Raw genomic sequence first — 23634 nt, forward strand, 5'->3', positions numbered from 1 at the left:
TTCTGAAAAAAAAGGGGGTGGCAATGGCGCGTGGCAGGAGTGATCGGGATTTGACGCGCGGGGCCATTTCTGGCCACTTTCGCGCCTTGGCTTTGCCTGCGGCTGTGGGGATGTTGTTCTCCACGCTTTACAATGTGGTCGATGTCTATTTTGCGGGCCAGATATCTACCGAGGCGCAAGCGGGCCTTGCCATCGGGTTTCAGGCGTTTTTCATCAATATGGCCGTGGGTTTTGGCCTTGGCGGTGCGATGGGCGCGCTGGTCGGCAAGGCCAAGGGTGGCCGCGACGAGGCGCAGGCCCGCAGGCTTGCGGTTCAGGGTATCTCACTTGGTGTTTTGCTGACGCTTGGTTTGATGCTGATTGCGGTCTGGTTGGGGCCTGCGATGATCGCGCTGGTCTCGGAAGCGGGGGAATATCGCGATGCAGGGACTAACTATTTCCGCTGGCTTATCTTTGCGCTGCCGGGGTTCTTGCTGGCCTATGGCGGGAACGGGGTGTTGCAAGCGCGCGGGGATACCAAATCCTTGCAGCGCGCGCTTATGGTCGCGTTTTTTGCCAATATCGGGCTGAATCCCTTGTTCATATACGGGGTTCCGGGGGTTGTTCCGGGGATCGGATTTAACGGTATCGCGCTCTCGACCCTGTGCAGCCAGACGGGTGTCATGCTCTATATCATGTACCAGGTGTTCGGGCGCAAGATCATGCAGGGGCTGACGTGGGCAGAGTTCCGTCCCGATCCGGCGGTTTACGGCGTTATCTTGCGACAGATGTTGCCCACCAGCCTGTCAATCGCGGTGATGTTTACCACCGGCTTTGTGATCCAATATTACCTCAAGGCGTTTGGCGGCTCAGCGGTCGCGGCCTACGGAATTGCCTTGCGGGTAGAGCAGATCATGCTTTTGCCGGTGCTGGGGATGACCGGTGCGCTGCTGCCCATCGCGGCCCAAAACTTTGGCGCCGAGGATCCGGCCCGTGTGCGTCAGGCGGTGTTCTTTTGCTGGAAGCTGGGCTTTGCGATGATGGCTGTGGCCTGTCCCGTGTTGTGGTTTGGCGGGGAGTGGGCGATGGGGCTTTTCACCGATGATGCCGAGGTGATCCGCGTTGGGGTCAGCTATCTGCACGTCGATGGTTTCTTGCTGCCGTTCTATATGATGTTGTTTTCCATCAACTCTTTCTTGCAAGCGATGCAAAGGCCGATCTGGTCGCTTTGGATCAGCGTTTACCGTCAAGGCATCGCGGTGGCGCTTTTTGTCTGGGTGATGGTGCGGGTATTTGATCTTGGCATCTGGGGCGTTTGGTTTGGCGTGGCCATCGCGGTGACCTCCGGCTGGGGGCTGGCGATGACGGTGGCCACGCGGGTGGCGCGGCAGGTTATTGGCGGGCTTTGGGTGCGGCCATAAGGACGGCCATTTCCGCTTTCCAGTTTTGCGCCCCTATTTCTGTGGCGCGGTAAACGGCGGCGCCGAGCGCCTCACCGATATCGGTATGCAGCCCGGCATAGAGGGCGGGGCCAGCGGGTGCGGCAACGGCAATGCAATCGGTTCCGGTGCCGGTCGCGCGGCCGGTGGGCAGGGTGACGCCGGCATCGATTATCGCTGCGGTACGGGCTTGGGTGGCGATGCTCAGCGCCTCGATCAGGGCGGATTGTGTCAGCCCGCAATCAAGCCGCAGGGCGATGTTGATGGTCCCCCATTCGCTGTTTGGGCGGGGGATGCGCTGGCCCACACGCTCGGCATTGGACAGGCCGACGGTGGACAGACATTGCGCCGTGCACCGCCCCGCCGTGGCCGTGGCGGTCGCATAGCGCGTGACATTGGCCGAGGTCAGGAAGGTCACGGCATCTGCAGCCTTATGGGCGATCAGTTCACCGTTCAGCCAGTCGCACACATCCAGCCCTTGGGGAAGGTCGTCATTGCGCACTTCGCGCCACAGGATGCGCTTGGCCATGGTAAATCCGGGGCGGTTGATGGCCCAGCTAAGCACTTGCATTTCCGCGCCAAGATCGAATTCCAGCCATGGGCGGTTCAGGGTGATCGCGCTCATTTGACGATGTCTAGCGGTTGGAAAACGGGCCCTTGGGCAGTTTGTTCAAACCAAGCGGTGATACCAAATGCCGCGCGCAGCAATTGCGGCGTCAGCACTTTTTGCGGGGGGCCATCGGCGGCAATCCGGCCCTTGTCCAAGACGATCAACCGGGTGCAATAGCGTGCCGCCAACCCCAGATCATGCAAGGACACAAGTATGGAGCGCCCCTCTGCCGCCAGTCCCGCAAAACATTCCATCGTGGCGATCTGATGTGCAGGATCAAGCCCCGCGATCGGCTCATCGGCCATCAAAAGTGGCGCTTCTTGGGCCAGAGCGCGGGCGATCAATGCGCGGGCCTGCTCGCCACCTGACAGGCGCGTCGCGGCGCGTTTGCGAAAAAGGCCCAGATCCATCCGGTTGATTGCGTGATTTATGGCGGCGCGGTCGGCATCGTTTGGCTTTTGCCCCATGCCCAGATGCGGCGTGCGGCCCAGCGTGACCAGGGTTTCCACCGTTACCGCCCAAGCAATCTCGCGGGTTTGCGGCATCCACGCAGCGGCCCGCCCACGCGCCAAGGGCTGCATTGCGGCAAGGGAGCTCTGCCCCTCATGCGGGACCAGCCCCAATATTGCCCGCATCAAAGTGGTCTTGCCCGCGCCATTTGCGCCGATCAGCCCGACCAGCTCTCCCTTGCCGATGGTTAGCGACACATCGGATAACACCCGACGTTTGCGCAGGGTCACGCCAAGGCCCGAGACATTCAGCGTCATTGTCCGGCCCTCCGCGTGCGGTAAATCAGATGGAGGAACAGGGGCGCGCCGACCAGCGCCGTCAGTACCCCAAGCTTCAGGTCGCGGTCGGGCAGCACCATGCGCACCGCAATATCCGCCGCCAAAAGCATCACCGCCCCCCCCATTGCGGATGCCCAAAGCAGCGCGCCGGGCCGCCCCCCGACAAAGCCGCGCAGGATATGCGGGATCACCAAACCGACAAAGCCGATCGCCCCTGCCACCGCCGTAGACGCCCCCACCACTGCCGCCGTCCCCAATATCAGCGTCAGGCGCAGACGGTGCAGGTTGATGCCCATCGCCTCTGCGGCATCCTCACCCAAGGTCAGGGCGTCCAGCCCTCGGCCAAGGCTGGCCAGCATGGCCCCGCCCGTCAGAATAAACGGCAGGGCAATCGAGACATGGGTCATGGAGCGGTCGGCCAGTGATCCCATCATCCAGAAGATGATCTCATTCGAGGCAAAAGGGTTGGGCGAAAGGTTCAGCACCAAAGATGTCAGCGCCGCTGCCAAGGCCGAAATTGCGATACCCGCGAGGATAAGCGTCAGCGATGACCCGCGCGGCCCTGCCAAGAGCATCACCAGCAGTACCCCCGCCAATGCCCCCACCAGCGCCGCCCCCGGCAGGGCAAGGCTGCCCATCGCGGCAAAGCCTGTCTGGATCGCAAGAACCGCCCCCAGTGCGGCAGAGCTGGACACACCGATCAGCCCCGGATCGGCCAGCGGGTTGCGCAAATAGCCCTGCATCGCCGCCCCCGCCAGCCCCAGCCCGCCGCCGATCATCACCGCCAGCAGCGCGCGTGGCAGCCGGATTTCGCGCATGATCAGGGGCAGGGGGCCATCGCCGCCAGCCAATAGCGCGACAAGGTTTTCGCCTATGCCGGTCTTGGCGGGGCCAATGACCAAAGAGCCCAGAAACAAAAGCACCATCATCGCGGCGAGAATTGCAAAAAGCCGTTTCATTCTGCTTCCAGTTCTTGACGCAGCTTGGCCAGATTGCCGATTGCGCGCAACACAAAAGGGGTGCCGCAGACCCAATCATGATCGGTAAAACCGGCGGTGTTTCTGCGCATGGATTGCACGAGGGGGTGGTCCATAATCTCTTCGGCGCGCGAGCCGCCGGGATAGGGCCGCGAGGTGATGACCGCTTCTGGCTGGGCCAGTGCCAGAACTTCCAGCGGCATGTTGCCCGCCATGGCATAGCCCGCCTCGGCGGCGACATTGGCAAAGCCTGCTGTCAGCAGAATCTGCCCCGCCAAGGTATGGTTGCCCGAGGTATAGCCATTGGCCGAAAAAAGGGCCGCGCGCGGGTTGCGAGTGACCTCGGCCTGAAATTCTGTCAATCCGTCGCGGTATTGGGTCACGATTTCTGCGGCACGGCCCTCGCGTCCCAAGGCTTCGCCCATCTGGGTCAAGCGGCTTGCGACATCCTCTAGCGAATTGGCGGGGTCAAAAATGGCAACCGGCACGCCAAGCCGCGTCAGCATATCCACCGTAGCCCGTGCGGTATAGCGGCCCGCAAGCACCAGATCGGGGCGCATCAGGTAAATCTCTTCGGTCTGCGCATGGTTGACGGGAAATCCCCTGGCCTGCTCCACCATGGCCGAACTGCGCGGATCGCGGGCCAGTCTGGAGACAGACACCAGTTGCCCGTCGCTGGCCACCAACATCGCCAGCTGGTCGGTGCACAGGTTCATCGACACCACCCGCAGCGGCGCATCGGCCTTGACGGCAGAGCCGATAAGCCCCACCGCCAAAGTGATTGCCCTGATCAGATCAGAAGTTCGCATTCAACCCGACATAGATTGCACGGCCCCGGTTGGCATAGCCCCAAGTATCCGAGGTTTCCTTGTCAAAGACATTGGTCACGCGCCCCGTCAATGTAACGCGGTCATTGAGGTCATAGCGCGCGGCAACATCCAGCGTGGTGAAGGCGGGTAGCTTTTCGACCGCGCCTGCACCCCAGCCCTGCTTGTCATAATTGCCCGAGACATGGCGCAAATCGGCCGAAACCGAACCGCGCCCGCCAAAGGTTTCATAGGTGGCACCCAAAGTCAGCTCATTGCGCGGACGTCGGGTCTCAACGCTGCCGTCAGGGTTTTCGGCGTCGATATAGGTGTAGCCCATACGCAGCGCGAGCAGATCGGTCGCTTGCAGATCGCCGCTGACCTCAACCCCTTGGCGTTTGGCTTTGCCGCTTTGGTTGATGAACCCATATGTCCCGCCGCCGGTAGGGATATCGGTGATCTCGTCGATCAAGGTTTCGTTGAAATAGGTCACATCGATGCTGCCCCGATCGGCAAAAATCGGGAAGGTGGCGCCCAGATCAAAGCTGCGGTTGGTCTCCGGGGTCAGATCGGGGTTGCCGCTATAGCCGTAGCTGCTGGCGAAAAGTTCGAAATATGAAGGGTCAACCACGCCTGTTCCTGCCGAGGCGTGCAGCCGCACCCCGCTTTGTGGCAGAAAATAAGACAGGCCAACATTCCATGTCGTGGTGTCCTCATAGGTGCTGTTCTGGATATGGCGCGCGCCAAGTTGAACATTCAGGCCGTTGGCAAGGCTCCCCCGATATTCCAGCGCAACCGATGTGGCCTTGGGGGAATAGCCGGGGTTGGTGCTGCTGGATTTTTCTTCTTTTTCCAAAAGGAAATTAAGCAGATGATCGGCCTCGTCTACGGGGCCGTCGAGGCCATAGCTCAGCCGGTATTTCGCAACATCGGCGCGGGTCTTGCTTGGTGCCCATCCGTCATAGCTTTGATCATAGCGGGTGGTTTCCAGCGCGAAACGATGCTCCAACCGGCCGCCCATCATGCTGTATTCGGCAAAGAGGTTCGCGGTGATCTCATCGCGCTCGCTGTATTTTGACGGGTCGTCAATGATATAGGAGGCGGCATCTGTCGCGGCCCATGCGGTTTCGTCATAGTCGAATTTTTCCTCGGAACGGCGAATGGAGAAGCCGAGCTTCAGATCCTTGCCTGCCATGATATCCCCCGACAGGATGGCGGTATCCCGCCGCACGCCGTCTTTCTCGCCGCCATCGCCCGAGGCGTCATAGCCGCGATCATCACTGCTTGAGAGCGCCAGCGAGATCCCGCCGCCTTCGGTGCGGTGGCCAAAAAATACACTGGCCGAGGTTCCTGCGCCCACCTCAAGCGATGCGCGTCCGGTTTGGCCAGGCTCGGCCTTGCGGGTGATGATATTCACCACGCCGGTTGAGGCGCTGGCCCCGTAAAATGCCGATTGCGGGCCGCGCAGCACCTCGATTCGTTCGATATTGGCAGCGTCCAGCCCGCTAAGGGAATAGCCTTCATCCGCACCCGACGCCAAAACCCCATCAATCAGCACCATCGTATGGTTGGACTCGCCGCCCCGGATGCGCAGGCCCGTCATGCTGGCGCTGGATCCGTTGACCGAAACCCCGGGCAGGGCGCGCAGGGCGTCCTGGACGGTTGTGATGCCACGGTTCTTGATGTCTTGTGCGGTCACAACACTGGAGGCACGTCCGTATTTCGCCGCGTCAATCGGGCTCAACCCGCCAGAGATTATAATTGTATCAAGATCGAATGCGTCTTGCGCAAACGCCTGTGTGGCCAGAAATGTTGTCGCGGCGGTTGCCAGCAAGCCTGCGCGTACGGATGAAACCAGCATATGATATCCTCGGTTACGGCCACAGAATCGCCGTTTGGTCCTGTTTTGACACTGGAGGGATCGATGACTCCCCCGCAGCCGGTGAAATCACCACGCGCGGAAGCTCCGCAGCCCGACGCGCCCCTCGCGGTCGAACAGGGTGAACACCTTGGCAGGTCTCCTGACTTGCGGGTCAACGCTTGGCCGGGCCTTCCCGCAGCTTTGCGCTGCAGTGGCATTTTCCGGCCCCGCTCTCCGCTTACAGTTGCGGGGGCAGTCGTGGAGTATGTGCCAAGAGCCAGGCACCGCACCACGTTCCCTTTTAATCATATGGCAAATTGCCAGAACCAAAGCCCCTTCGTGCTAGCGAAAGTTAACGGGAATGTGAAGGGTCTTCGTAAAATGCTGGCTGGCAAAAATTGCCGTTTTTAATAGGCGACTGAAAAAATCAGGTTTACAATCCTGATTGAATCAGTAAGGTAAAGGTCCAAGCCAAGCCACCCCAGTGCGAATAGGGCAAGCCCGGTACAGTTTTGCAAAGGAGAGCGAAAATGCCCGCGCCAATCCAAGATCGCCCGATGAGGCCTGATACCGAAGTGATCCGAATCCCGAACCTGTCCGACTGGCTCAGTTTTGCAGCCTTGGGCGATAGTGCCCTTTGGGCCAATTACGTCGACCACCGGACCATACGTTCGGAGGGCCAAAAATGAACATGCAAGTTTTGGTAGAAACCGTTCCCGCTTATGATGCGCGCGTGATGACCAACGGCCAGACGATGGCGCATATCACCTTGGACGGGCAGGTCTATACCCTGCGCATCACCAAGGCCGGCAAATTGATCCTGACAAAATGAGAGTTTTGGCATGACAATTGCATGGACTCCGAAATTTCCGCCCCCTCCGCGTGGTGCGGCCCCTGTCGGCACCCTTGCCGAATTACCGGGGGTGGAGCGTTACGCGATTTTATATCTGCGTATGTGGTGCGAAGGCCCGAAAAGCCGCGAAGCGATCGCTGTCGAGATCTCGCGCTGCCTTGACGCGCCGCAGGCCGCGCAGGCGTTGAACCGCTTTGCTGATTTGCTTGACGTGGTTTTACGTTGCCCCCGTCGCCCACTTATGCGTCACAGCTCCGATTGTGGTTGTTTTGGCGGGGATGAATCCGCCTTTGCCCATATGGTTGCCGCCAGTGCTGCGGGCGACCGCGAAGATGCAATGGCCTTTGCACTGACCCTTATGCATCCGGATCAGGCCTTTCAGGCGGTTCAGTTGGCGGGCGATGTTGGGTTGTTTCTTTTGGGCCTGTCGCAACCAAGCTACTCTCGACCACCATATTTACGACACTGACCAAAAGGAAATATTATGCGTCTGTCCCTAATTGCTGCCCTGACCACAACCGTCTTTGCGGCGCCTGCGTTGGCCGCCACACCAGCAGAGGTCGCCCAGACCTATACCGATATTGCGGCAGCAGGTTATGGTGACAGCCTGGCCACGGCGAAGGCCTTGCAGACGGCTGTGGACGCCCTGATTGCGGCCCCTTCGGATGAGACGTTGCAGGCTGCCAAAGACGCATGGATCGCCGCGCGCGTCCCCTATCAGCAGACTGAAGTGTATCGTTTTGGCAATGCTGTGGTGGATGATTGGGAGGGCCGTGTGAATGCATGGCCGCTGGACGAAGGGCTGATCGACTATGTCGACAACAGCTATGGCCAGTCCGACGAAAACCCGCTTTCCACCTTGAATGTGATCGCGCACCCCGCATTTACCCTTTCAGGGGCCGAGGTGGATGCAAGCGCGCTGACGCCTGCGTTTATCTCCGAAACCCTGCATGAGGTTGACGGGATCGAGGCGAATGTCGCTTCGGGTTATCATGCGATTGAATTTCTGCTCTGGGGGCAGGATCTGAACGGTACGGGGCCGGGGGCGGGTGATCGTCCGGCATCTGATTACGCACAGGGCGAGGATTGCACCAACGACAATTGTGATCGCCGCGCTGAATACCTCAAGGCGGCAACCGATCTGCTGATCACTGATCTGGAATATATGGTCGCACAATGGGAGGATGGCGGTGAGGCCCGTGAGGCAACGCTTGCTGACCCAACTGCGGCGCTCTCGGCGATGCTGACGGGCATGGGCAGCCTGTCCTATGGCGAATTGGCCGGTGAGCGGATGCGCCTTGGCGTCATGCTCAACGACCCCGAAGAAGAGCATGACTGTTTTTCCGATAACACCCACAACAGTCACTATTATGACGGTTTGGGGATTCGCAACGTCTATACCGGCAGCTACACCCGCGTTGATGGCAGCGTGGTTTCCGGCCCCTCCCTTTCCGAACTGGTCGCAGAGGCCGATTCGGGCGTGGATGCGCAGTTGAAGGCAGAGCTGGACGCATCTGTGGCCGCTCTTGGCGCGGTAAAAAGCGCCGCGGAGGACGGGCTGGCCTATGACCAGATGCTTGCGGTTGGCAATGCCGAGGGCGAAGCTTTGATCATGGGGGCCGTCGATGCATTGGTCACGCAGACCGCATCGATCAACCGCGCGGTGACCGCGATGGGGCTTTCGGCGGCGTTTGAAGGCTCTGACAGCCTTGATAATCCAAGCGCTGTTTTCCAGTGATCAGCCTGTAAACAAAGGGGTTCGCCATGATAATCTGTCATTGCACCGGCATCACCAATCACCAGATCACGGCGGCGGTAGACTGGATGCGCTCGGCGGACCCCGATACGGTTATTACCCCCGGAAAGATCTATCGCGCCCTTGGTCATCGCGCTGATTGCGGGGGGTGTATGCCGCTGTTCCTTGACACCATGCGTAAATCTGCGAGTTTCGGGGTAGCTACGACCGAAGGGTCCAGCCACGAAATCCCGAATCTTGGAACAGGAAAATACCATGAAGGGCGATCCCAAAGTCATCGACTATCTGAACGCAGCTCTGCGGTCTGAACTTACGGCCGTAAGCCAGTACTGGTTGCATTACCGCCTGCAAGAGGATTGGGGCTTTGGCCATGTTGCCGCCAAATCCCGCGCCGAAAGCATTGAGGAAATGAATCATGCCGATCGTTTGATCGAGCGGATTTTGTTCCTTGAGGGCCATCCGAATTTGCAAAAACTTGATCCCCTGCGCATCGGTGAGAACCTGCGTGAGACATTGGAGGCCGATCTGGCGGGTGAACATGATGCGCGCAACCTCTATATCGAGGCGCGCAAGCATTGTGACGCAGTGGGCGATTTTACATCTAAGACACTGTTTGAGGAGTTGATCGCCGATGAAGAGGGTCATATCGATTTCCTCGAAACCCAGATTTCGCTTTATGATGAGATTGGCGCCCAGCAATATGGCCAGTTGAACGCAAAGCCTGCTGATCAGGCAGAATAAGCTAAAATTGTCGCAGGGCAGGGGAATGGTTTCCGATTGAATTTGTCGGGAATTTTTGGCACTTAAGCGTGGTAAGGAGTCTTTCCATGTTTCGAGCAGCCCTGATCCTGTCCTGCCTTGCCACACCTGCTTTGGCGCAAACGTTGGGGGATGTGCATCTGCCGCTTGTTCCGCGCACAGAGGCCGAGGCCGCGCGAATTGCGGCCGTCACCGCCCTGACCGATGGTTTTACCAAGGCCGAAGCCTTTGAGGAAAAGCCTGCGGGGGCCGCCACGGTTCGGGTCTGGGCCAATGCCGATGCCTTTTCCCAGCTTTCGGCCAATATGCCCTTTGCCCATGAAATGGATTTCAAATTGGGCAATGCGCTCTTTCGTAAGTCATGGGTTGCCTCTCCTTCCTCGACGCTTGCCTCTGACGGGCTGGGACCGCTCTATAATGCGCGGGCCTGTCAGGATTGCCACCTCAAGGATGGTCGCGGCCATACGCCCGAGGGGCCGGACGATCGTGCGGTGTCGATGTTCCTGCGCCTTTCGGTGCCCGCCGCCAGCAGCGCCGAGGAAATCGAGGGCTGGATCGCCACCGCCAATGAACCGACCTACGGTGGGCAGCTCCAGGATTTCGCCGCCCCCGGTCATGGTGCCGAAGGGCAAATGGAAATCACCTATACCGATGTTCCGGTAGAACTGGCCGATGGCACTGTTATCACCCTGCGCGACCCAAGCTATGCGGTGCGCGACCCCGGTTATGGTCCCCTGCACCATGAGGCGATGTTGTCGCCCCGCGTGGCCCCGCAGATGATCGGGCTGGGCTTGCTAGAGGCGATCCCCGTGGCCGATATTCTGGCCAAGGCCGACCCCGAGGATGCCGATGGCGACGGTATTTCTGGCCGCGCGGCGATTGTTCCAAGCGCGGCATTCGGTACACCGGTGTTGGGGCGCTTTGGCTATAAGGGCGGCACGGGCACCGTGAAGGACCAATCAGCAGCGGCATTTTCGGGGGATATGGGGCTTTCGACCCCGCTGCATACCGCCCCATGGGGCGATTGCACCGAGGCGCAGGCTGATTGCATCACCGCCCCCCACGGGCAGGAAGCCGAGAACCGCGAGGGGCTGGAGGTGGATACGCTCTCGCTTGATCTGGTGACGTTTTATTCGCGCAACCTTGGCGTGCCGGCGCGGCGCGATGTCTCGGACCCGACCGTTTTGCGCGGCAAAGAAGTGTTCTATTCCCTTAACTGCACCTCTTGTCATACCCCCAAATATGTCACCCACCGTCTGACCGACCAGCCCGAGCAAAGCTTTCAGTTGATCTGGCCCTATACCGATCTGCTGTTGCATGACATGGGTGAGGGGCTGGCCGACAATCGCCCCGAAGGGCGTGCCACAGGTCGCGAATGGAAAACCCCGCCGCTTTGGGGGATTGGCCTGACACAGCAGGTTTCGGGGCACAGCCAATTCCTGCATGATGGCCGTGCCCGTTCCGTGCTTGAGGCGATTCTCTGGCATGGGGGTGAGGCAGAGGCCGCCCGCGATGGCGTCGTCTCGCTTGATACATCTGACCGCGATGCTTTGATCGCCTTTCTGGAAAGCCTTTGACATGATCCGCGCGCTTGCCCTTTCGCTTTGCCTTGCCACACCTGCATTGGCGGATTTTCCAGAAACGGTGCGCGACCATATCCTTCCCGGTTATGCGGGTCTTGCGACCGCCACTCAAGATTTGGCGGATGTCTCGGCGCAAAGCTGTGATCCGCAGGATTTGCGCCCCGCCTATCATGCGGCTTTTGATGCCTGGATGGGGGTGCAGCACCTGCGCTTTGGTCCGGTAGAGCAGGGCGGGCTTGGCCTTGCTATCGCCTATTGGCCGGACCCCAAAGGCAGTGGGCGGCGGGCGCAAATGGCGATCCTGACCGGCGATGCCGATGTGTTGGAACCTGCGCGGTTTGCCGAACAATCCGTGGCGGCACGCGGGTTGTTTGCGCTGGAACGGCTACTCTATCCGAATGCAGAGCTGCCGGCCGATCCTTGTCCCCTGATCCGTGCGACCACTGCCGATCTGGCGCGGATTGCGGGGGTGGTCTATGCGGGGTGGGAGGACGGCTATGCCGAGACCTTGCTGACAGCGGGCGAGGCGGGCAATACGACCTATCTGACCCGCCCCGAGGCCCGTCAGGCCTTGTTCACCCAGCTTGCGACGGCGCTTGAGTTTACCGATGACACCCGCCTTGGCCGTCCCCTTGGCAGTTTTACCCGCCCGCGTCCCGAACGGGCCGAGGCGCTGGCATCCGGTCGTCCGCTGCGCAATATCCTGCTGTCTTTGCAGGCCCAACGCGCCATGGTTGAGACGTTGACGCCGGATGCGCCGCATACCATCGCGGCGTTTGATCATGCAATCGCGGTGGGTGAGGCTTTGGATGATCCGCTCTTGGCGGGGGTGGCCGAACCGGAAAGCCGTCTGAAGGTAGAGATTTTGCAACAAGCCATTGAGGCCCTGCGGCAAACCGTGCTGTCCGAACTGGGGCCGGAGCTGGACGTCGGTATTGGTTTCAACGCGGCGGATGGAGACTAAGATGACAACACGGCGCGCCTTTCTGGCCGGGCTTGCAATGGCCAGCTTGCCGCGTCTGACATGGGCCGATGTTGGCAATCCGGCGTTTTTGGCGGCGGCGAAATCGGCCAGCGGTTTCGTGTTGCACGGGCTTTCGCAACAGGGGCAAAGCCTGTTTGAACTGCCCTTGCCCGCGCGGGGTCATGCGGCCTGTGCCCATCCGACCCGTGCGCTTGCCGTGGCCTTTGCGCGACGTCCCGGAACATTCGCGCTGGTGATCGATTGTGCGAGCGGGGCGGTCTTGCACCGGCTGGACCCGCCTGAGGGGCGGCATTTTAACGGGCATGGTGTGTTTTCGGCGGATGGGGCGTTGTTGATGACCTCCGAACTGGTGGCCGAAACCTCGGCCGGTCGGATCGGCCTGTGGGATGCGTCTGATTTTCGGCGCATCGGGGAATGGGACAGCGGCGGCATCGGTCCGCATGACATCAAACTTTTGGCGGACGGACGGCTGGTCGTGGCCAATGGCGGCATCCAGACCACGCCCAATGGCCGGACCGAGCTGAATATCGAGACGATGCGCCCCAATCTGACCCTTTTGTCAGAGGGGACGATTGTGGACCGGGCGGAACTTGCGCCGGAGTATCATCAAAATTCTATCCGTCATCTGGCGCTCATGCCGGATGCGATTGCCTTTGCGATGCAGTGGCACGGCGATCCGGCCGATCCGGTGCCGCTGTTGGGCCTGTGGAAGCCGGGTGAAACCCCCGAACTATGTCCTGCGCCCGAGGCGATGGGGTTGGCGATGAAGGGCTATGCCGGATCTATTGCGGCGACCACGGACCGTATTGCAGTGACCTCGGCGCCGGGTGGTTTGGTGATGGTCTTTGATGCCAAGGGCGCGCCGCTTGCCAGCCATTTTCGTGCCGACCTATGCGGCATCGCGGCCATGGGGGACGATTTTATCGCCACCGACGGTTTGGGCGCATCGTGGCATCTGGGGGAAGAGAGGCTGACATTGCTTGGCAAACAGCCGGTTGCTTGGGACAATCATTTGATCGCCTTGGGCTGACGCCGCCCCGATCGCAGAAGGGGGCGGCGCAGGGGATTAGTCTTCCATCGCTTCAAGTTCGTCGATAAAGCCGGAAATCATGTCCAACCCCTTGTCCCAGAACGCAGGGTCAGAAGCATCGAGCCCGAAGGGAGCCAGGAGGTCTTTGTGGTGCATCGACCCACCCGCCTTGAGCATGTCGAAATATTTCTCCTCAAACCCCGGCAGCCCGTCCGCATAGGCCGCGTAAAGCGCGTTCACAAGGCCGTCGCCAAAGGCATAGGCATAGACGTAGAACGGCGAGTGGACGAAATGCGGAACATAGGCCCAGAAGGTCTCATATCCATCCATGAATTCAAAGGCATCGCCAAGGCTTTGGGCCTGAACGCTCATCCAAAGGGCGTTGATGTCATCGGGCGTCAACTCGCCCTCGCGGCGTGCGGCGTGCAGTTTGCACTCAAAGTCATAAAAGGCGATCTGGCGGACGACGGTGTTGATCATATCCTCCACCTTGCCGGCCAGAAGGGTCTTGCGCTCGGCCTTGGTTTTTGCCCCGTCCAGAAGTTTGCGGAAGGTCAGCATCTCGCCGAAAACACTTGCTGTTTCCGCCAAGGTCAGCGGGGTTGAGGAGAGTAGCTCTCCTTGATCGGCGGCCAGAACCTGATGGACGCCGTGACCCAGCTCATGCGCCAAGGTCATGACATCACGCGGTTTTCCAAGATAGTTGAGCATGACATAGGGGTGTACCGTCGTCACGGTCGGATGCGCAAAGGCCCCCGGAGCCTTGCCCGGTTTTACGCCGGCATCAATCCAGCCTTTGGTAAAGAATGGTTCTGCCAGCTCGGCCATTTTCGGGGAAAAGGCGGCATAGGCGTCGGTCACGGTTTTGCGCGCCTCATCCCAGTCGACCACACGCGGGGCGTCGGTTGGCAGGGGCGCGTTGCGGTCCCAGACCTGTAGGGTGTCAAGGCCCATCCACTTGGCCTTCAGGCGGTAATAGCGATGCGAAAGCTTGGGGTAGGCTGCGACAACGGCATCGCGCAGCGCCTCCACAACCTCGGGCTCTACATGGTTGGAAAGGTGGCGGCTGGTCTGCGGGGTTGGCATCTTGCGCCAACGATCCTCAACCTCTTTTTCCTTGGCGAGGGTGTTATGGACGCGGGCAAAAAGCTTGATGTTCTTGTCAAACACCGCGGCCAATGCGCGTGATGCGGCCTCACGTTTGGCGCGGTCAGAATCGGTCAGCAGGTTCAGCGTGGCCTCAAGGTTCAAAGGCTCTTCCTCGCCCTCAACCTCAAACATCAGACCGGCCATGGTTTCGTCAAAAAGACGGTTCCAGGCGGCGGCGCCCACGGTGGATTGGTCGTGAAGGAATTTTTCTAACTCGTCTGACAGTTGATGCGGACGCATGGCGCGCATCCGCTCAAACACCGGCTTGTAGCGCGCCAGATCGGCATTGGCCGCCAAGAGACCCGCCAGATGGGCGTCATCCAATCGGTTGAATTCAAGTCCGAAAAACACCAAAGGCGTTGTGAATGTGGTTATGCGATCCTGTGCGTCAGCCATGAATTTGGCACGGTCGCTGTCCGTGGTGTTCTGGTAATAGCGCAGGCCCGCATAGGACATGATGCGACCGGCAGTGATGTCAATCGCCTCATATTCGTGAACACAGGTCAGCATCGCAGCTGCGTCAAGATCGGCCAGTTTGCCCTCATAATTGACGGCAAACCCGGCGCATGCCGTTTCCAGCCATGTCATATCGCGGGTAAACTCCGGCGCATCGGGGGCTGGGTAAAGGTCGGTCAGATCCCAATCAGGCAGCTTTCCCAAGCCCCCGGACCCGTTTGCGGTGGCATTGGCATCAAATACAGGGCGGCGGTCAAACAGCGTCATGGGGAAACCTCAATCCAATTATTTCTCTCTATCTAGGGGCGCGTGACCACCGGGTGCAACCCTGAGCGGGCTTTCTTTTCGGGCCGCCCTGCTGCTGGGAAATATATATGATATCTGCAATTAATTGGGTGAAAGGTTGAGCGCTTATTGCAAAGATGTTCAGTTTTGACAATTTTGGCAGAGGCGATCGGTCACAAGGGTCATGGGTTTGCGTCGAATAAAGCCGTTGTCTTATCGTAAAATTGTCGACGGTTCTCGGGGGTTTCGGCCATCAGGTCATGTTCGGCATGCGGGATCACGGTCAACTGACTATTTGGCCATTGCGCCATACGGGCATGGATTGCCTGACGAGAGACCACTTTTTCCGCATCGCCGACCATACCGATTGCAGGCAGATCGGGCGCGGGAAGGCGGGCGAGGGCCCGGCATTCGCGCAATGCCGCATCCACCCAGTTAAGGCTTGGCCCGCCGAGGGTAAGTTCGGGGTGGCTGTGGGCTTGGGATTGGAGCCAGGCATAGGTCTCGGGGTCTTTTGTCAGGACGTTGCCCTCAAAAGCTGTGCTGGCCACATAGCTGGCTGCTGAATATCCGGGGACATAACGCCGCCCAAGGCCGAGGACACAGCCGAGCTTGGACAGGATGCGCGCCGGCAGCGCCCAGTTGAGGCTCCACATCGGGGCAGAGAACGCGACCGCTTTGATCGGCGCCCCCCCCATCAAAGTGCGCAAACCGATACAGCCGCCCATCGAATGGCAGACCATATAAAACGGACCCGATACACCCAAGCTGGATAATTTGGCCAGCATCGCCGCGAAATCCTGCTGATATTGCGCGAAATCAGAGATATCGCCAAGCATCGGGTCCGGTTCCGGCCGGTCGGATAACCCCTGACCGCGCCAGTCAATCGCCGCAATGCCATAGCCGCGCGCGCCAAACTCGGCGGCTGTGCGGCCGTATTTCTCAATGTATTCGGTGCGCCCCGGGAGCAGAAGAATCGTGCCCTTTTCCCCCTTCGGCCAGAGGCACATACGCAGGCGCAGGCCATCAGATGCCGTCAACCAATAGGCGCGGCCCCCTTCGGGGCCTTGCGCCAGATCATCAAAGAAAGGGGCTTGTGGCATCAGCCAAGCGCCGAGGCCAGCTTCATCGCCATGCCCATAGAGCCGTCAACCGAGAGTTTCCCGCTCATAAAGGCGGTGGTCGGGTTCATCTCGCCTTCAAGAATCGCTTGGAACACTTCGGCAGAGGCCGTGAGGGTGACGTCTGCCTCTCCGTCGTCGGCACGGACGCCGTCTTCGTCGATCATGATGGTGCCTTCGCCCTCAATGTCGAATTTTGCAACACCGTCAAAGCTTTGCACTTTTTCAGACAGTTTGATCACGGCGGTTTCAATCACTGCGCTCATCGTATTTCTTTCCTTATCCTAGATCAAATTACGCGGAGCATATGGTCTTTTCCGCCCCACGCGCTACTGTTTCGACTATGAAACCACGCGCGCCCTTTCACAATCGTATCGTTACGACAGTTTTCCTGATTTTTGCGGGATTGGCAGGCCTGCCTGCCATGGCAGATGGTTTGGATGACCTGTTTGATGAACTTCAAACCGCAGAGCCGCAGGCGGCAGAGCGGGTAGAACGCCGGATCTGGCGGGAGTGGTCGAAATCGGGTTCTGCGGCGATGGATCTTTTGCTCAAACGCGGTCGTGAGGCGCTGGATGAGGGGGAGACGCAGGACGCAATTGAACATTTCACCGCCCTTATCGATCATGCCCCTGATTTTGCCGAAGGCTGGAACGCGCGTGCGACGGCCTATTTTCAGGCGGGGCTTTATGGGCCGGCAGTGGCCGATATTGCGCAGACCTTACGGCTCAACCCCCGCCACTTTGGCGCAATGTCAGGCTTTGCCCGTATATTGGAAGAAACCGAACAGCCTGATCGCGCCCTGCAGGTTTACCGTGCTGCCCTTGCTATACATCCCCATCTTTCAGGGGTAAGTGAGGCGGTGGACCGGTTGCAAACCCGCGCAGCCGGACAGGACCTATAGTAACGACAGGCAGGCAGGCCCATGCGCAGCACCGGACAGGTAACGGCGGTTCTGGGACCGACCAACACCGGCAAAACCCATTACGCGATTGAACGGATGCTGGCCCATCGGACGGGCGTGATCGGCCTGCCGCTGCGCCTGCTTGCGCGCGAGGTTTATGACCGTATCGTCGCCCAGCGAGGCCCCGGCGTGGTGGCTTTGGTGACCGGAGAGGAACGGATCGTCCCCGACCGCACACAATATTGGGTCTGTACCGTTGAGGCGATGCCGTTGGAGATCGGCGCCGATTTCGTCGCAATCGACGAGATCCAGCTTTGTGCTGACCCCGATCGCGGCCATGTCTTTACCGACCGGCTGTTGCGGGCGCGCGGGTTGCATGAGACCTTGTTTCTGGGCGCCGACACCATGCGCCCCGCGATTGCGGCACTTGTGCCCAATGTGCAGTTCATGGCACGGTCGCGATTGTCCGAGCTTACCTATGCAGGTTCGAAAAAGATAAGTCGCATGCCTGAAAGATCGGCAATTGTCGGGTTTTCTGTTGAAAATGTATATGCCATTGCCGAACTAATCCGCCGCACCAAGGGCGGCTGTGCCGTGGTTATGGGCGCGCTTTCGCCCCGCACCCGCAATGCGCAGGTAGAGATGTATCAAAACGGTGATGTCGACTATTTGGTCGCCACGGATGCGATTGGTATGGGGTTGAACCTCGACATCAAACATGTCGCCTTTTCAGCCACCGCGAAATTTGACGGCCGCCGGATGCGCGGGCTTTATCCGCAAGAGCTGGCACAGATTGCGGGCCGCGCGGGGCGGCATATGACCGCAGGCACCTTTGGCGTGACCGGCGAGGCGCGTCCGCTGCACGATGAGGTGATCGAAGCGATTGAAGAGCACCGCTTTGCCCCCGTGCGCAAATTATCATGGCGCAATGAGCAGCTGGAGTTCGGCACCGTCCCGCGGCTTTTGGCAGCGCTGGAGCGTCATACCGATGATGAATGGCTCTCTCGCGCGCGCGACGCGGATGACGTGACCGCGCTGAAAACGCTTTGGGCGCTGCCGGAAATCCATGATCAGGTGAAGGCACCGCAAGACGTGCGCCTGTTGTGGGATGTGTGCCGAATCCCTGACTTTCGTGGCATCTCCAGCACGGAACATGCGACGTTGTTGCAAGGGATCTTTGATTATTTGCGCAGAGGGCAGGTCCCCGCCGACTGGATGGCCGCGCAAATTCGCCGTATTGACCGGACCGAGGGCGATATTGACACTTTGTCGAAACGTTTGTCCTTTATCCGCACTTGGACTTATGTCGCCCAACGTAAAAACTGGGTTGCAGACGAAGCCCATTGGCAGCAAGAGACCAGGGCTGTAGAAGACCGCTTGTCAGACGCGCTTCATGCGGGCCTGACCCAACGATTTGTTGATCGGCGCACTTCTGTGCTCATGCGCCGGTTGAAGCAGAAGGAGAGCCTTGTGGCCGAGGTGAATGACAAAGGCGAAGTGACGGTAGAGGGCGAATTTGTGGGGAGGCTGGAAGGCTTTCGCTTTCGTCAGGATGCGACCGCCACGGCGGACGAAGCGCGCACATTGCGCCAGGCTGCGGTGCAGGCGCTCAAGCCTGAATTCCACCTGCGCTCGGATAAGTTTTACAATGCGCCGGATACGGAGTTGGACTTTACCGAGCAAGGCGGCCTGATGTGGGGCAGCTCTGCGATGGGCAAGCTGGTTGCGGGCGCGGATGCGCTGCGCCCCGGTGTTGAGGCCTTTGTTGATGAGGACGCAGGCCCCGAGATCGCCGAAAAGGTGAAACGCCGCTTGCAGCATTTTATTGACCGCAAGGTGGCGACGCTGTTTGAACCTTTGCTGAACATGAGCCGCGATGAAACCCTTGCGGGCCTCGCGCGCGGCTTTGCGTTCCAGATGGTCGAAGGTCTGGGCATCCTGCCACGTGAAAACGTGGCCGAAGAGGTCAAGGCGCTGGATCAGGAAGCCCGCGGGCAATTGCGTAAACACGGTATCCGTTTTGGTCAGTACACCATCTTTCAGCAAGCCTTGCTCAAACCGGCACCAACGCGGTTGCGACTGGTTTTGTGGTCCCTTGCCAATGGGTTGGAAGAATTTCCAGAAAGCCCGCCCCCCGGTTTGGTGACGATCCCGAACATCCCTGATGTGCCCAAGCAACACTATACGCTTGCCGGCTATCGCCCTGCGGGCAACCGCGCGATCCGTATCGATATGCTGGAACGGCTTGCAGATCTGCTGCGCGGGCAAGACAGCCGTGGCGGGTTTGAGGCAGTTCCCGACATGCTTTCGATTACCGGCCTGACGTTGGAACAGTTCGGCGATTTGATGGGTGGCCTCGGGTATAAAGGGGAAAAGGGCGAGCGTCCGAAATCCAAACCCGCAGCCCCCAAAGAGCTGACGGCCGAAGATATCGCCGCGGCAGCCGCAGCAGCCGCAGCGGCAAGCAAAATTGCCGTGCCCGAAGAGACGCCAACCGAGGCCGTCCCCACAGATGCACAGGCCCCAGAGGCGACGGTTGCCGAGGGGGATGCATCCGAAGCGCCAGCGGTAGAGATGGAGCATTTCATCACCTTCACATGGGCCCCACGTCCGCGTGTCGACCGTCGGCCTGCGCGTCGTGATGCCCCTCAGGCTGATGGCGCTGCTCCACGGGGCGAGCGTCCGGCCAGGCAGGGCAAGCGCGCTGATGGCGGCAAGGGCAAGCGTCCCGAAGGCGGGTTCAAGGGCAAAGGCAAGGGCGGAAAACCACCCCAAAAAGGCCCGCAGAAATTCGAATCACGCCCTGCGCGCGCAGAAAAGAAAATCGATCCGGACAATCCTTTTGCGGCTTTGGCAGCCCTGAAGGGCAAGATCTGATCTTTTGGCGCGCCGAAAGACAAAATCCGGGGGCGGAACGGCCGCCCCCGATACGGCCCAAGAAGTCGGTGGGAAAATCCGGCTTGATAAATGGTTGTTTTACGCGCGTTTTTTTAAAACTCGGGTGCTCGCTTCTGCTGTCATCACCAAGGGCAGGTTGCGCGTTAACGGCCAACGCCAAGCCAAACCTGGCCATAGCGTCGGGCCCGGTGATGTTCTGACCTTTCCGATGGGCCGCCAAATCCGTGTTATTCGCGTGGAAAGGCTGAATGATCGTCGCGGCCCCGCTACTGAGGCGCAGGCGATGTACACTGACCTTGACCCATCATCGCCCCCTGCGACAGCATCCCCGCTTGAATGATGGGCGCAGGTGATTTATCCAAAGGGCCAACGCGTTTCGCGACCCCGAAAATGGATGAGGCCAGCCATGACCTATGTGGTTATCGATAACTGCATCGCCTGCAAATATACCGACTGCGTCGAAGTCTGTCCGGTCGACTGCTTCTATGAGGGCGAGAACATGCTGGTGATCCATCCGGATGAATGCATCGATTGCGGCGTTTGCGAACCGGAATGCCCTGCCGACGCCATCCGCCCCGATACCGAGCCGGATATGGAAAAATGGGTGGAATTCAATCGCAAGTATTCCGAAAACTGGCCTGTGATCGTCTCGAAAAAAGATCCGCTGCCGGGGTATGAAGAGCGTGACGGTGAATTGGATAAGGTGACCAAGTACTTCTCGGAGGCACCAGGCGAGGGCGGTTGAGCGTTTGGATGTGCCGTTCCGGTCTAAAGAAAACCCGTTTGCGGGCCCCGCTGGCGGTGCGATTCTTATGCTGTTGGAATCAGGCTGATTCTGTGCTATGATCCTTGACAGATAAACAAGGGATGCCATGCCCGCCCCAGCACATCTGGGGGACTATTTCTGGATATAAGATCTGATCGCGGCGGCCGTTTTGGTTGCGCGTGGCTTTTTTCGTCCAGCGGGGGTTGCATCTTAACGAGGAAGCATTTGAATGACAAAGACCAAAAAGCCCGACTTTCGTCCTAATGAGTTTGTTGTGTATCCTGCCCATGGGGTTGGTCGCATTGTTTCCATCGAAGATCAGGAAATTGCAGGCCTCCACTTGGAGCTGTTCGTCATCTCCTTTGAAAAGGACAAAATGACGTTGCGGGTTCCGACCCATAAGGCAACAGAAATTGGAATGCGGTCACTGTCCTCGCCGGATCTGATCAATAAAGCGTTGGAAACGCTTAAAGGCAAAGCCCGCGTAAAACGTGCGATGTGGTCGCGCCGTGCGCAGGAATATGAGCAAAAGATCAACTCCGGTGATCTGCTGTCGATTGCCGAAGTGGTGCGGGACCTGCACCGCACGGATGACCAGCGGGAACAATCCTATTCCGAGCGTCAGCTTTACGAAGCGGCCTTGGAGCGTTTGACCCGTGAGGTCGCTGCCGTTTCCAGTGTGGATGAAATGGTTGCACAGAAAACCGTGGGTGACGTGCTGATGTCGCGCGCGGCATAAACGCTTTCCAACGATTTGGATACGGCGGCTCTTTAGGGGCCGCCGTTTTGCTTTAGGTCAGCTGTGCCGCGATCAGGCAAAGGGCGGTGGCTTCGGCCAATTGCTGACTGGCCCCCAAAATATCGCCAGTTTGGCCACCGATTTTTGCGCGTGCAACCATGGCCAGCCCTGTAGTGACCAATAGGATGCCAAACAGGCCCAACAACCCCGACGCCCCAAGCGTGAGCGCGAATCCCGCACCGATCAACACGCCAACCCCCGCCGCAGCGCGTGGTATTTGTCCTAAGGCTTGTGCAAGCCCGCTCCCACGCGCATTTGGCAAAAGGACCATTAATACGGCCATCGGTGCGCGGGACATCGCGCCGACCACCACAAGTACCCAAAACTGTCCGGCCGCGATCAAACCTGCCAATGCAGACCAGCGGACAAGCCCCACAACCAGCAAGGCCATGACACCATAGGTGCCGATATGACTGTCTTTCATGATCGCCAAACGTCGCGCTTTGTCCCAGCCGCCCCAAAGCCCGTCGGCGGTATCGGCCAAACCATCCTCATGCAGGGCACCGGTTATGACGGCTTGCGCAGCCAGCGTCAAAGCTGCTGCGACGCCGGTCCCCAAGGGCTGCGCTGCCATCGCGACAAGGGCCGCCAATGCGCCTACAATTGCCCCGGCCATCGGCCATGCCCAAGCCGCGTGCGGCGGAGCGATTTGCATGGCGGGGCGAAGAGGCAGGCGCGTCAACAGCCGCAGGGCACCGACGATATCGTGAAGGCTGGGTTTGTTGCACCGGGGCATGTTGTTATCCTTATCGGCGCTGGTAAAAGCCTTGCTGCTTAGTTATCCAAGGCGACAATAAACGACAAGGAGATCCTCCGCGTGAAGACTGATTTTACAGGTATTTCTGATTTTCAGGCGGCTTTTGTGGCTGCGGCGCGGCGTGACGACGCCAATTGTCAACGGGCACGGCAGCGCAATTCGCAGTTGACCAAACCTCAGGGCGCATTGGGCAGGCTAGAGGATCTGGCGATTTGGTATGCAGGCTGGCGCGGTACAGATCGCCCCCGTATTGTCGCGCCACAAGTTATCGTTTTTGCGGGAAATCACGGGGTTGCCGCGCGCGGTGTTTCGGCCTTTCCGCCAGAGGTGACCGTGCAGATGGTTGCAAATTTCGAAACCGGCGGCGCGGCGATCAACCAGTTGGCAGAGTTGTTCGGGGCGAAAATGTCAGTACATTCACTGGACCTGGACCGCCCGACAGCCGATTTCACCGCCGCGCCTGCGATGTCGCATGAGGAGCTGCTTTCTGCGTTGCAGACGGGCTGGGATGCGGTGGATCCGGCTTCGGATGTGTTGGTGACCGGTGAGATGGGTATCGGCAACACGACACCCGCCGCCGCGATCTGCTGTGCCTTGTGGGGTGGCACGGTCGTGGAATGGGTGGGGCGTGGAACCGGCGTTGATGACGCAGGGCTTGCACGCAAACGGGATGTGGTCGCCGAAGGTCTGGCGTTGCATCAAAGCCGCGATCCGCTGGAGGTTCTGCGCTGTTTGGGCGGGCGTGAGATTGCGGCAATGACGGGGGCGATTGCGCGGGCGCGCGTTCTGCATATTCCGGTTATCCTTGACGGGTTCATTTGTTGTGCTGCGGCCTCGGTTCTGGCCAAGCTGGCGCCAGAGGGGTTGGACCATTGCGTTGCAGGGCATGTCAGCGCCGAAACGGCACATCCCGCGTTGGTGCAGCATTTGGGAAAAGAGCCGCTTTTGTCACTGGGCTTGCGGCTTGGTGAGGGGTCAGGTGCGGCACTGGCGCTTGGGGTGTTGCAAGGGGCGATTGCCTGCCATTCGGGCATGGCGACCTTCGCCGAGGCCGGGGTTGCGGGCGGCTAGGC

25 protein-coding genes and 1 riboswitch are annotated in these 23634 nt (G+C 59.6%); of the genes, 16 read left to right on the top strand and 9 right to left on the bottom strand.

Features of this window, described 5'->3' with window-relative positions:
* Positions 1-23: 23 nt before the first annotated feature.
* On the top strand, positions 24-1400 hold the full coding sequence (locus tag AKU94_RS03120) for an MATE family efflux transporter (protein ID WP_050525886.1): 1377 nt from the start codon (positions 24-26) through the stop codon (positions 1398-1400).
* Here AKU94_RS03120 and AKU94_RS03125 read toward each other — a convergent pair.
* Genes AKU94_RS03125 through AKU94_RS03145 form a run of 5 tightly spaced genes read right to left on the bottom strand, consistent with a single transcriptional unit; the run spans position 1372 to position 6460 of the window.
* Complete coding sequence (locus AKU94_RS03125; RefSeq protein WP_050525887.1) at positions 1372-2043, bottom strand: adenosylcobinamide amidohydrolase; 672 nt, start codon at positions 2041-2043, stop codon at positions 1372-1374. The two genes, AKU94_RS03120 and AKU94_RS03125, sit on opposite strands and share 29 nt — an antisense overlap.
* Positions 2040-2795: an ABC transporter ATP-binding protein gene (locus AKU94_RS03130; RefSeq protein ID WP_050525888.1), complete on the bottom strand. Its 756-nt coding sequence runs from the start codon at positions 2793-2795 to the stop codon at positions 2040-2042. Before AKU94_RS03130 ends, AKU94_RS03125 begins: the two co-directional genes overlap by 4 nt.
* Complete coding sequence (locus AKU94_RS03135) at positions 2792-3775, bottom strand: FecCD family ABC transporter permease (RefSeq protein WP_050525889.1); 984 nt, start codon at positions 3773-3775, stop codon at positions 2792-2794. Before AKU94_RS03135 ends, AKU94_RS03130 begins: the two co-directional genes overlap by 4 nt.
* Positions 3772-4602 carry an ABC transporter substrate-binding protein gene (locus AKU94_RS03140; protein WP_050525890.1) on the bottom strand — a complete coding sequence of 277 codons (831 nt, stop codon included), beginning with the start codon at positions 4600-4602 and terminating at the stop codon, positions 3772-3774. Before AKU94_RS03140 ends, AKU94_RS03135 begins: the two co-directional genes overlap by 4 nt.
* Complete coding sequence (locus AKU94_RS03145; RefSeq protein WP_050525891.1) at positions 4589-6460, bottom strand: TonB-dependent receptor plug domain-containing protein; 1872 nt, start codon at positions 6458-6460, stop codon at positions 4589-4591. The genes AKU94_RS03140 and AKU94_RS03145 overlap by 14 nt, the downstream gene beginning before the upstream one ends.
* Before the next feature lie 133 nt (positions 6461-6593).
* Positions 6594-6806: riboswitch (cobalamin riboswitch) on the bottom strand.
* Positions 6807-6990: 184 nt separating this feature from the next.
* Here AKU94_RS03145 and AKU94_RS19500 point away from each other — a divergent pair.
* The 9 genes from AKU94_RS19500 (at position 6991) to AKU94_RS03175 (ending at position 13426) form a co-directional block, all read left to right on the top strand.
* Entirely contained in the window at positions 6991-7149 is a 159-nt protein-coding gene (locus AKU94_RS19500) for a hypothetical protein (RefSeq protein WP_157056383.1), read from the top strand.
* Entirely contained in the window at positions 7146-7292 is a 147-nt protein-coding gene (gene hemP / locus AKU94_RS18925; protein WP_083444903.1) for a hemin uptake protein HemP, read from the top strand. The genes AKU94_RS19500 and hemP overlap by 4 nt, the downstream gene beginning before the upstream one ends.
* A 10-nt stretch (positions 7293-7302) precedes the next feature.
* Positions 7303-7782 carry a hypothetical protein gene (locus AKU94_RS03150; protein ID WP_050525892.1) on the top strand — a complete coding sequence of 160 codons (480 nt, stop codon included), beginning with the start codon at positions 7303-7305 and terminating at the stop codon, positions 7780-7782.
* Between the two features lie 15 nt (positions 7783-7797).
* A complete protein-coding gene (locus AKU94_RS03155) occupies positions 7798-9051 on the top strand; it encodes an imelysin family protein (protein ID WP_050525893.1) in 1254 nt (417 codons plus the stop codon).
* Between the two features lie 86 nt (positions 9052-9137).
* Positions 9138-9377: a (2Fe-2S)-binding protein gene (locus AKU94_RS18930; protein ID WP_408633658.1), complete on the top strand. Its 240-nt coding sequence runs from the start codon at positions 9138-9140 to the stop codon at positions 9375-9377.
* A complete protein-coding gene (gene bfr / locus AKU94_RS03160; protein ID WP_050525894.1) occupies positions 9325-9810 on the top strand; it encodes a bacterioferritin in 486 nt (161 codons plus the stop codon). The genes AKU94_RS18930 and bfr overlap by 53 nt, the downstream gene beginning before the upstream one ends.
* 86 nt (positions 9811-9896) lie before the next feature.
* Positions 9897-11405, top strand: a complete 1509-nt coding sequence (locus AKU94_RS03165; RefSeq protein ID WP_050525895.1) for a di-heme oxidoreductase family protein — start codon at positions 9897-9899, stop codon at positions 11403-11405.
* Between the two features lies 1 nt (position 11406).
* Positions 11407-12375 carry an imelysin family protein gene (locus AKU94_RS03170; protein WP_050525896.1) on the top strand — a complete coding sequence of 323 codons (969 nt, stop codon included), beginning with the start codon at positions 11407-11409 and terminating at the stop codon, positions 12373-12375.
* A gap of 1 nt (position 12376) precedes the next feature.
* Positions 12377-13426: a DUF1513 domain-containing protein gene (locus AKU94_RS03175; RefSeq protein ID WP_050525897.1), complete on the top strand. Its 1050-nt coding sequence runs from the start codon at positions 12377-12379 to the stop codon at positions 13424-13426.
* A gap of 36 nt (positions 13427-13462) precedes the next feature.
* On the opposite strand, the gene AKU94_RS03180 is transcribed toward AKU94_RS03175, so the two are convergent.
* The 3 genes from AKU94_RS03180 to AKU94_RS03190 all read right to left on the bottom strand — a co-directional run bounded on the left by AKU94_RS03180 (position 13463) and on the right by AKU94_RS03190 (position 16703).
* Complete coding sequence (locus AKU94_RS03180; protein WP_050525898.1) at positions 13463-15298, bottom strand: M3 family oligoendopeptidase; 1836 nt, start codon at positions 15296-15298, stop codon at positions 13463-13465.
* A gap of 200 nt (positions 15299-15498) precedes the next feature.
* Positions 15499-16419, bottom strand: coding sequence for an alpha/beta fold hydrolase (locus AKU94_RS03185; RefSeq protein ID WP_050525899.1), 921 nt, complete (start codon positions 16417-16419; stop codon positions 15499-15501).
* Entirely contained in the window at positions 16419-16703 is a 285-nt protein-coding gene (locus AKU94_RS03190) for an SCP2 sterol-binding domain-containing protein (RefSeq protein ID WP_050525900.1), read from the bottom strand. The genes AKU94_RS03185 and AKU94_RS03190 overlap by 1 nt, the downstream gene beginning before the upstream one ends.
* A gap of 77 nt (positions 16704-16780) precedes the next feature.
* Between AKU94_RS03190 and AKU94_RS03195 the strand changes: the two genes are divergently transcribed.
* The 5 genes from AKU94_RS03195 (at position 16781) to AKU94_RS03215 (ending at position 21744) form a co-directional block, all read left to right on the top strand.
* A complete protein-coding gene (locus AKU94_RS03195) occupies positions 16781-17341 on the top strand; it encodes a tetratricopeptide repeat protein (RefSeq protein WP_050525901.1) in 561 nt (186 codons plus the stop codon).
* A gap of 21 nt (positions 17342-17362) precedes the next feature.
* The gene (locus AKU94_RS03200; RefSeq protein ID WP_050525902.1) at positions 17363-20218 is read left to right on the top strand and encodes a helicase-related protein; all 2856 of its coding nucleotides are present in this window, start codon (positions 17363-17365) and stop codon (positions 20216-20218) included.
* Positions 20219-20222: 4 nt separating this feature from the next.
* Complete coding sequence (locus AKU94_RS03205; RefSeq protein ID WP_083444905.1) at positions 20223-20579, top strand: RNA-binding S4 domain-containing protein; 357 nt, start codon at positions 20223-20225, stop codon at positions 20577-20579.
* Positions 20580-20645: 66 nt separating this feature from the next.
* Entirely contained in the window at positions 20646-20984 is a 339-nt protein-coding gene (gene fdxA / locus AKU94_RS03210) for a ferredoxin FdxA (protein ID WP_050525903.1), read from the top strand.
* A gap of 250 nt (positions 20985-21234) precedes the next feature.
* Positions 21235-21744, top strand: coding sequence for a CarD family transcriptional regulator (locus AKU94_RS03215; protein ID WP_050525904.1), 510 nt, complete (start codon positions 21235-21237; stop codon positions 21742-21744).
* 52 nt (positions 21745-21796) lie between these two features.
* Here AKU94_RS03215 and AKU94_RS03220 read toward each other — a convergent pair whose 3' ends face one another.
* Positions 21797-22540 carry an adenosylcobinamide-GDP ribazoletransferase gene (locus AKU94_RS03220; protein ID WP_050525905.1) on the bottom strand — a complete coding sequence of 248 codons (744 nt, stop codon included), beginning with the start codon at positions 22538-22540 and terminating at the stop codon, positions 21797-21799.
* Positions 22541-22621: 81 nt separating this feature from the next.
* Here AKU94_RS03220 and cobT point away from each other — a divergent pair, with 81 nt between their 5' ends.
* Complete coding sequence (gene cobT, locus AKU94_RS03225) at positions 22622-23632, top strand: nicotinate-nucleotide--dimethylbenzimidazole phosphoribosyltransferase (protein ID WP_083444906.1); 1011 nt, start codon at positions 22622-22624, stop codon at positions 23630-23632.
* Positions 23633-23634: the final 2 nt, after the last annotated feature.

The sequence above is a fragment of the Pseudorhodobacter aquimaris genome (genome assembly GCF_001202025.1).
Classification (GTDB): Bacteria; Pseudomonadota; Alphaproteobacteria; order Rhodobacterales; family Rhodobacteraceae; genus Pseudorhodobacter; species Pseudorhodobacter aquimaris.

Coding starts and splice junctions, on each gene's coding strand:
- AKU94_RS03120 (WP_050525886.1), top strand. CDS start 24: ATGGCGCGTGGCAGGAGTGATCGGGATTTGACGCGCGGGGCCATTTCT.
- AKU94_RS03125 (WP_050525887.1), bottom strand. CDS start 2,043: ATGAGCGCGATCACCCTGAACCGCCCATGGCTGGAATTCGATCTTGGC.
- AKU94_RS03130 (WP_050525888.1), bottom strand. CDS start 2,795: ATGACGCTGAATGTCTCGGGCCTTGGCGTGACCCTGCGCAAACGTCGG.
- AKU94_RS03135 (WP_050525889.1), bottom strand. CDS start 3,775: ATGAAACGGCTTTTTGCAATTCTCGCCGCGATGATGGTGCTTTTGTTT.
- AKU94_RS03140 (WP_050525890.1), bottom strand. CDS start 4,602: ATGCGAACTTCTGATCTGATCAGGGCAATCACTTTGGCGGTGGGGCTT.
- AKU94_RS03145 (WP_050525891.1), bottom strand. CDS start 6,460: ATGCTGGTTTCATCCGTACGCGCAGGCTTGCTGGCAACCGCCGCGACA.
- AKU94_RS19500 (WP_157056383.1), top strand. CDS start 6,991: ATGCCCGCGCCAATCCAAGATCGCCCGATGAGGCCTGATACCGAAGTG.
- hemP (WP_083444903.1), top strand. CDS start 7,146: ATGAACATGCAAGTTTTGGTAGAAACCGTTCCCGCTTATGATGCGCGC.
- AKU94_RS03150 (WP_050525892.1), top strand. CDS start 7,303: ATGACAATTGCATGGACTCCGAAATTTCCGCCCCCTCCGCGTGGTGCG.
- AKU94_RS03155 (WP_050525893.1), top strand. CDS start 7,798: ATGCGTCTGTCCCTAATTGCTGCCCTGACCACAACCGTCTTTGCGGCG.
- AKU94_RS18930 (WP_408633658.1), top strand. CDS start 9,138: ATGCGCTCGGCGGACCCCGATACGGTTATTACCCCCGGAAAGATCTAT.
- bfr (WP_050525894.1), top strand. CDS start 9,325: ATGAAGGGCGATCCCAAAGTCATCGACTATCTGAACGCAGCTCTGCGG.
- AKU94_RS03165 (WP_050525895.1), top strand. CDS start 9,897: ATGTTTCGAGCAGCCCTGATCCTGTCCTGCCTTGCCACACCTGCTTTG.
- AKU94_RS03170 (WP_050525896.1), top strand. CDS start 11,407: ATGATCCGCGCGCTTGCCCTTTCGCTTTGCCTTGCCACACCTGCATTG.
- AKU94_RS03175 (WP_050525897.1), top strand. CDS start 12,377: ATGACAACACGGCGCGCCTTTCTGGCCGGGCTTGCAATGGCCAGCTTG.
- AKU94_RS03180 (WP_050525898.1), bottom strand. CDS start 15,298: ATGACGCTGTTTGACCGCCGCCCTGTATTTGATGCCAATGCCACCGCA.
- AKU94_RS03185 (WP_050525899.1), bottom strand. CDS start 16,419: ATGCCACAAGCCCCTTTCTTTGATGATCTGGCGCAAGGCCCCGAAGGG.
- AKU94_RS03190 (WP_050525900.1), bottom strand. CDS start 16,703: ATGAGCGCAGTGATTGAAACCGCCGTGATCAAACTGTCTGAAAAAGTG.
- AKU94_RS03195 (WP_050525901.1), top strand. CDS start 16,781: ATGAAACCACGCGCGCCCTTTCACAATCGTATCGTTACGACAGTTTTC.
- AKU94_RS03200 (WP_050525902.1), top strand. CDS start 17,363: ATGCGCAGCACCGGACAGGTAACGGCGGTTCTGGGACCGACCAACACC.
- fdxA (WP_050525903.1), top strand. CDS start 20,646: ATGACCTATGTGGTTATCGATAACTGCATCGCCTGCAAATATACCGAC.
- AKU94_RS03215 (WP_050525904.1), top strand. CDS start 21,235: ATGACAAAGACCAAAAAGCCCGACTTTCGTCCTAATGAGTTTGTTGTG.
- AKU94_RS03220 (WP_050525905.1), bottom strand. CDS start 22,540: ATGCCCCGGTGCAACAAACCCAGCCTTCACGATATCGTCGGTGCCCTG.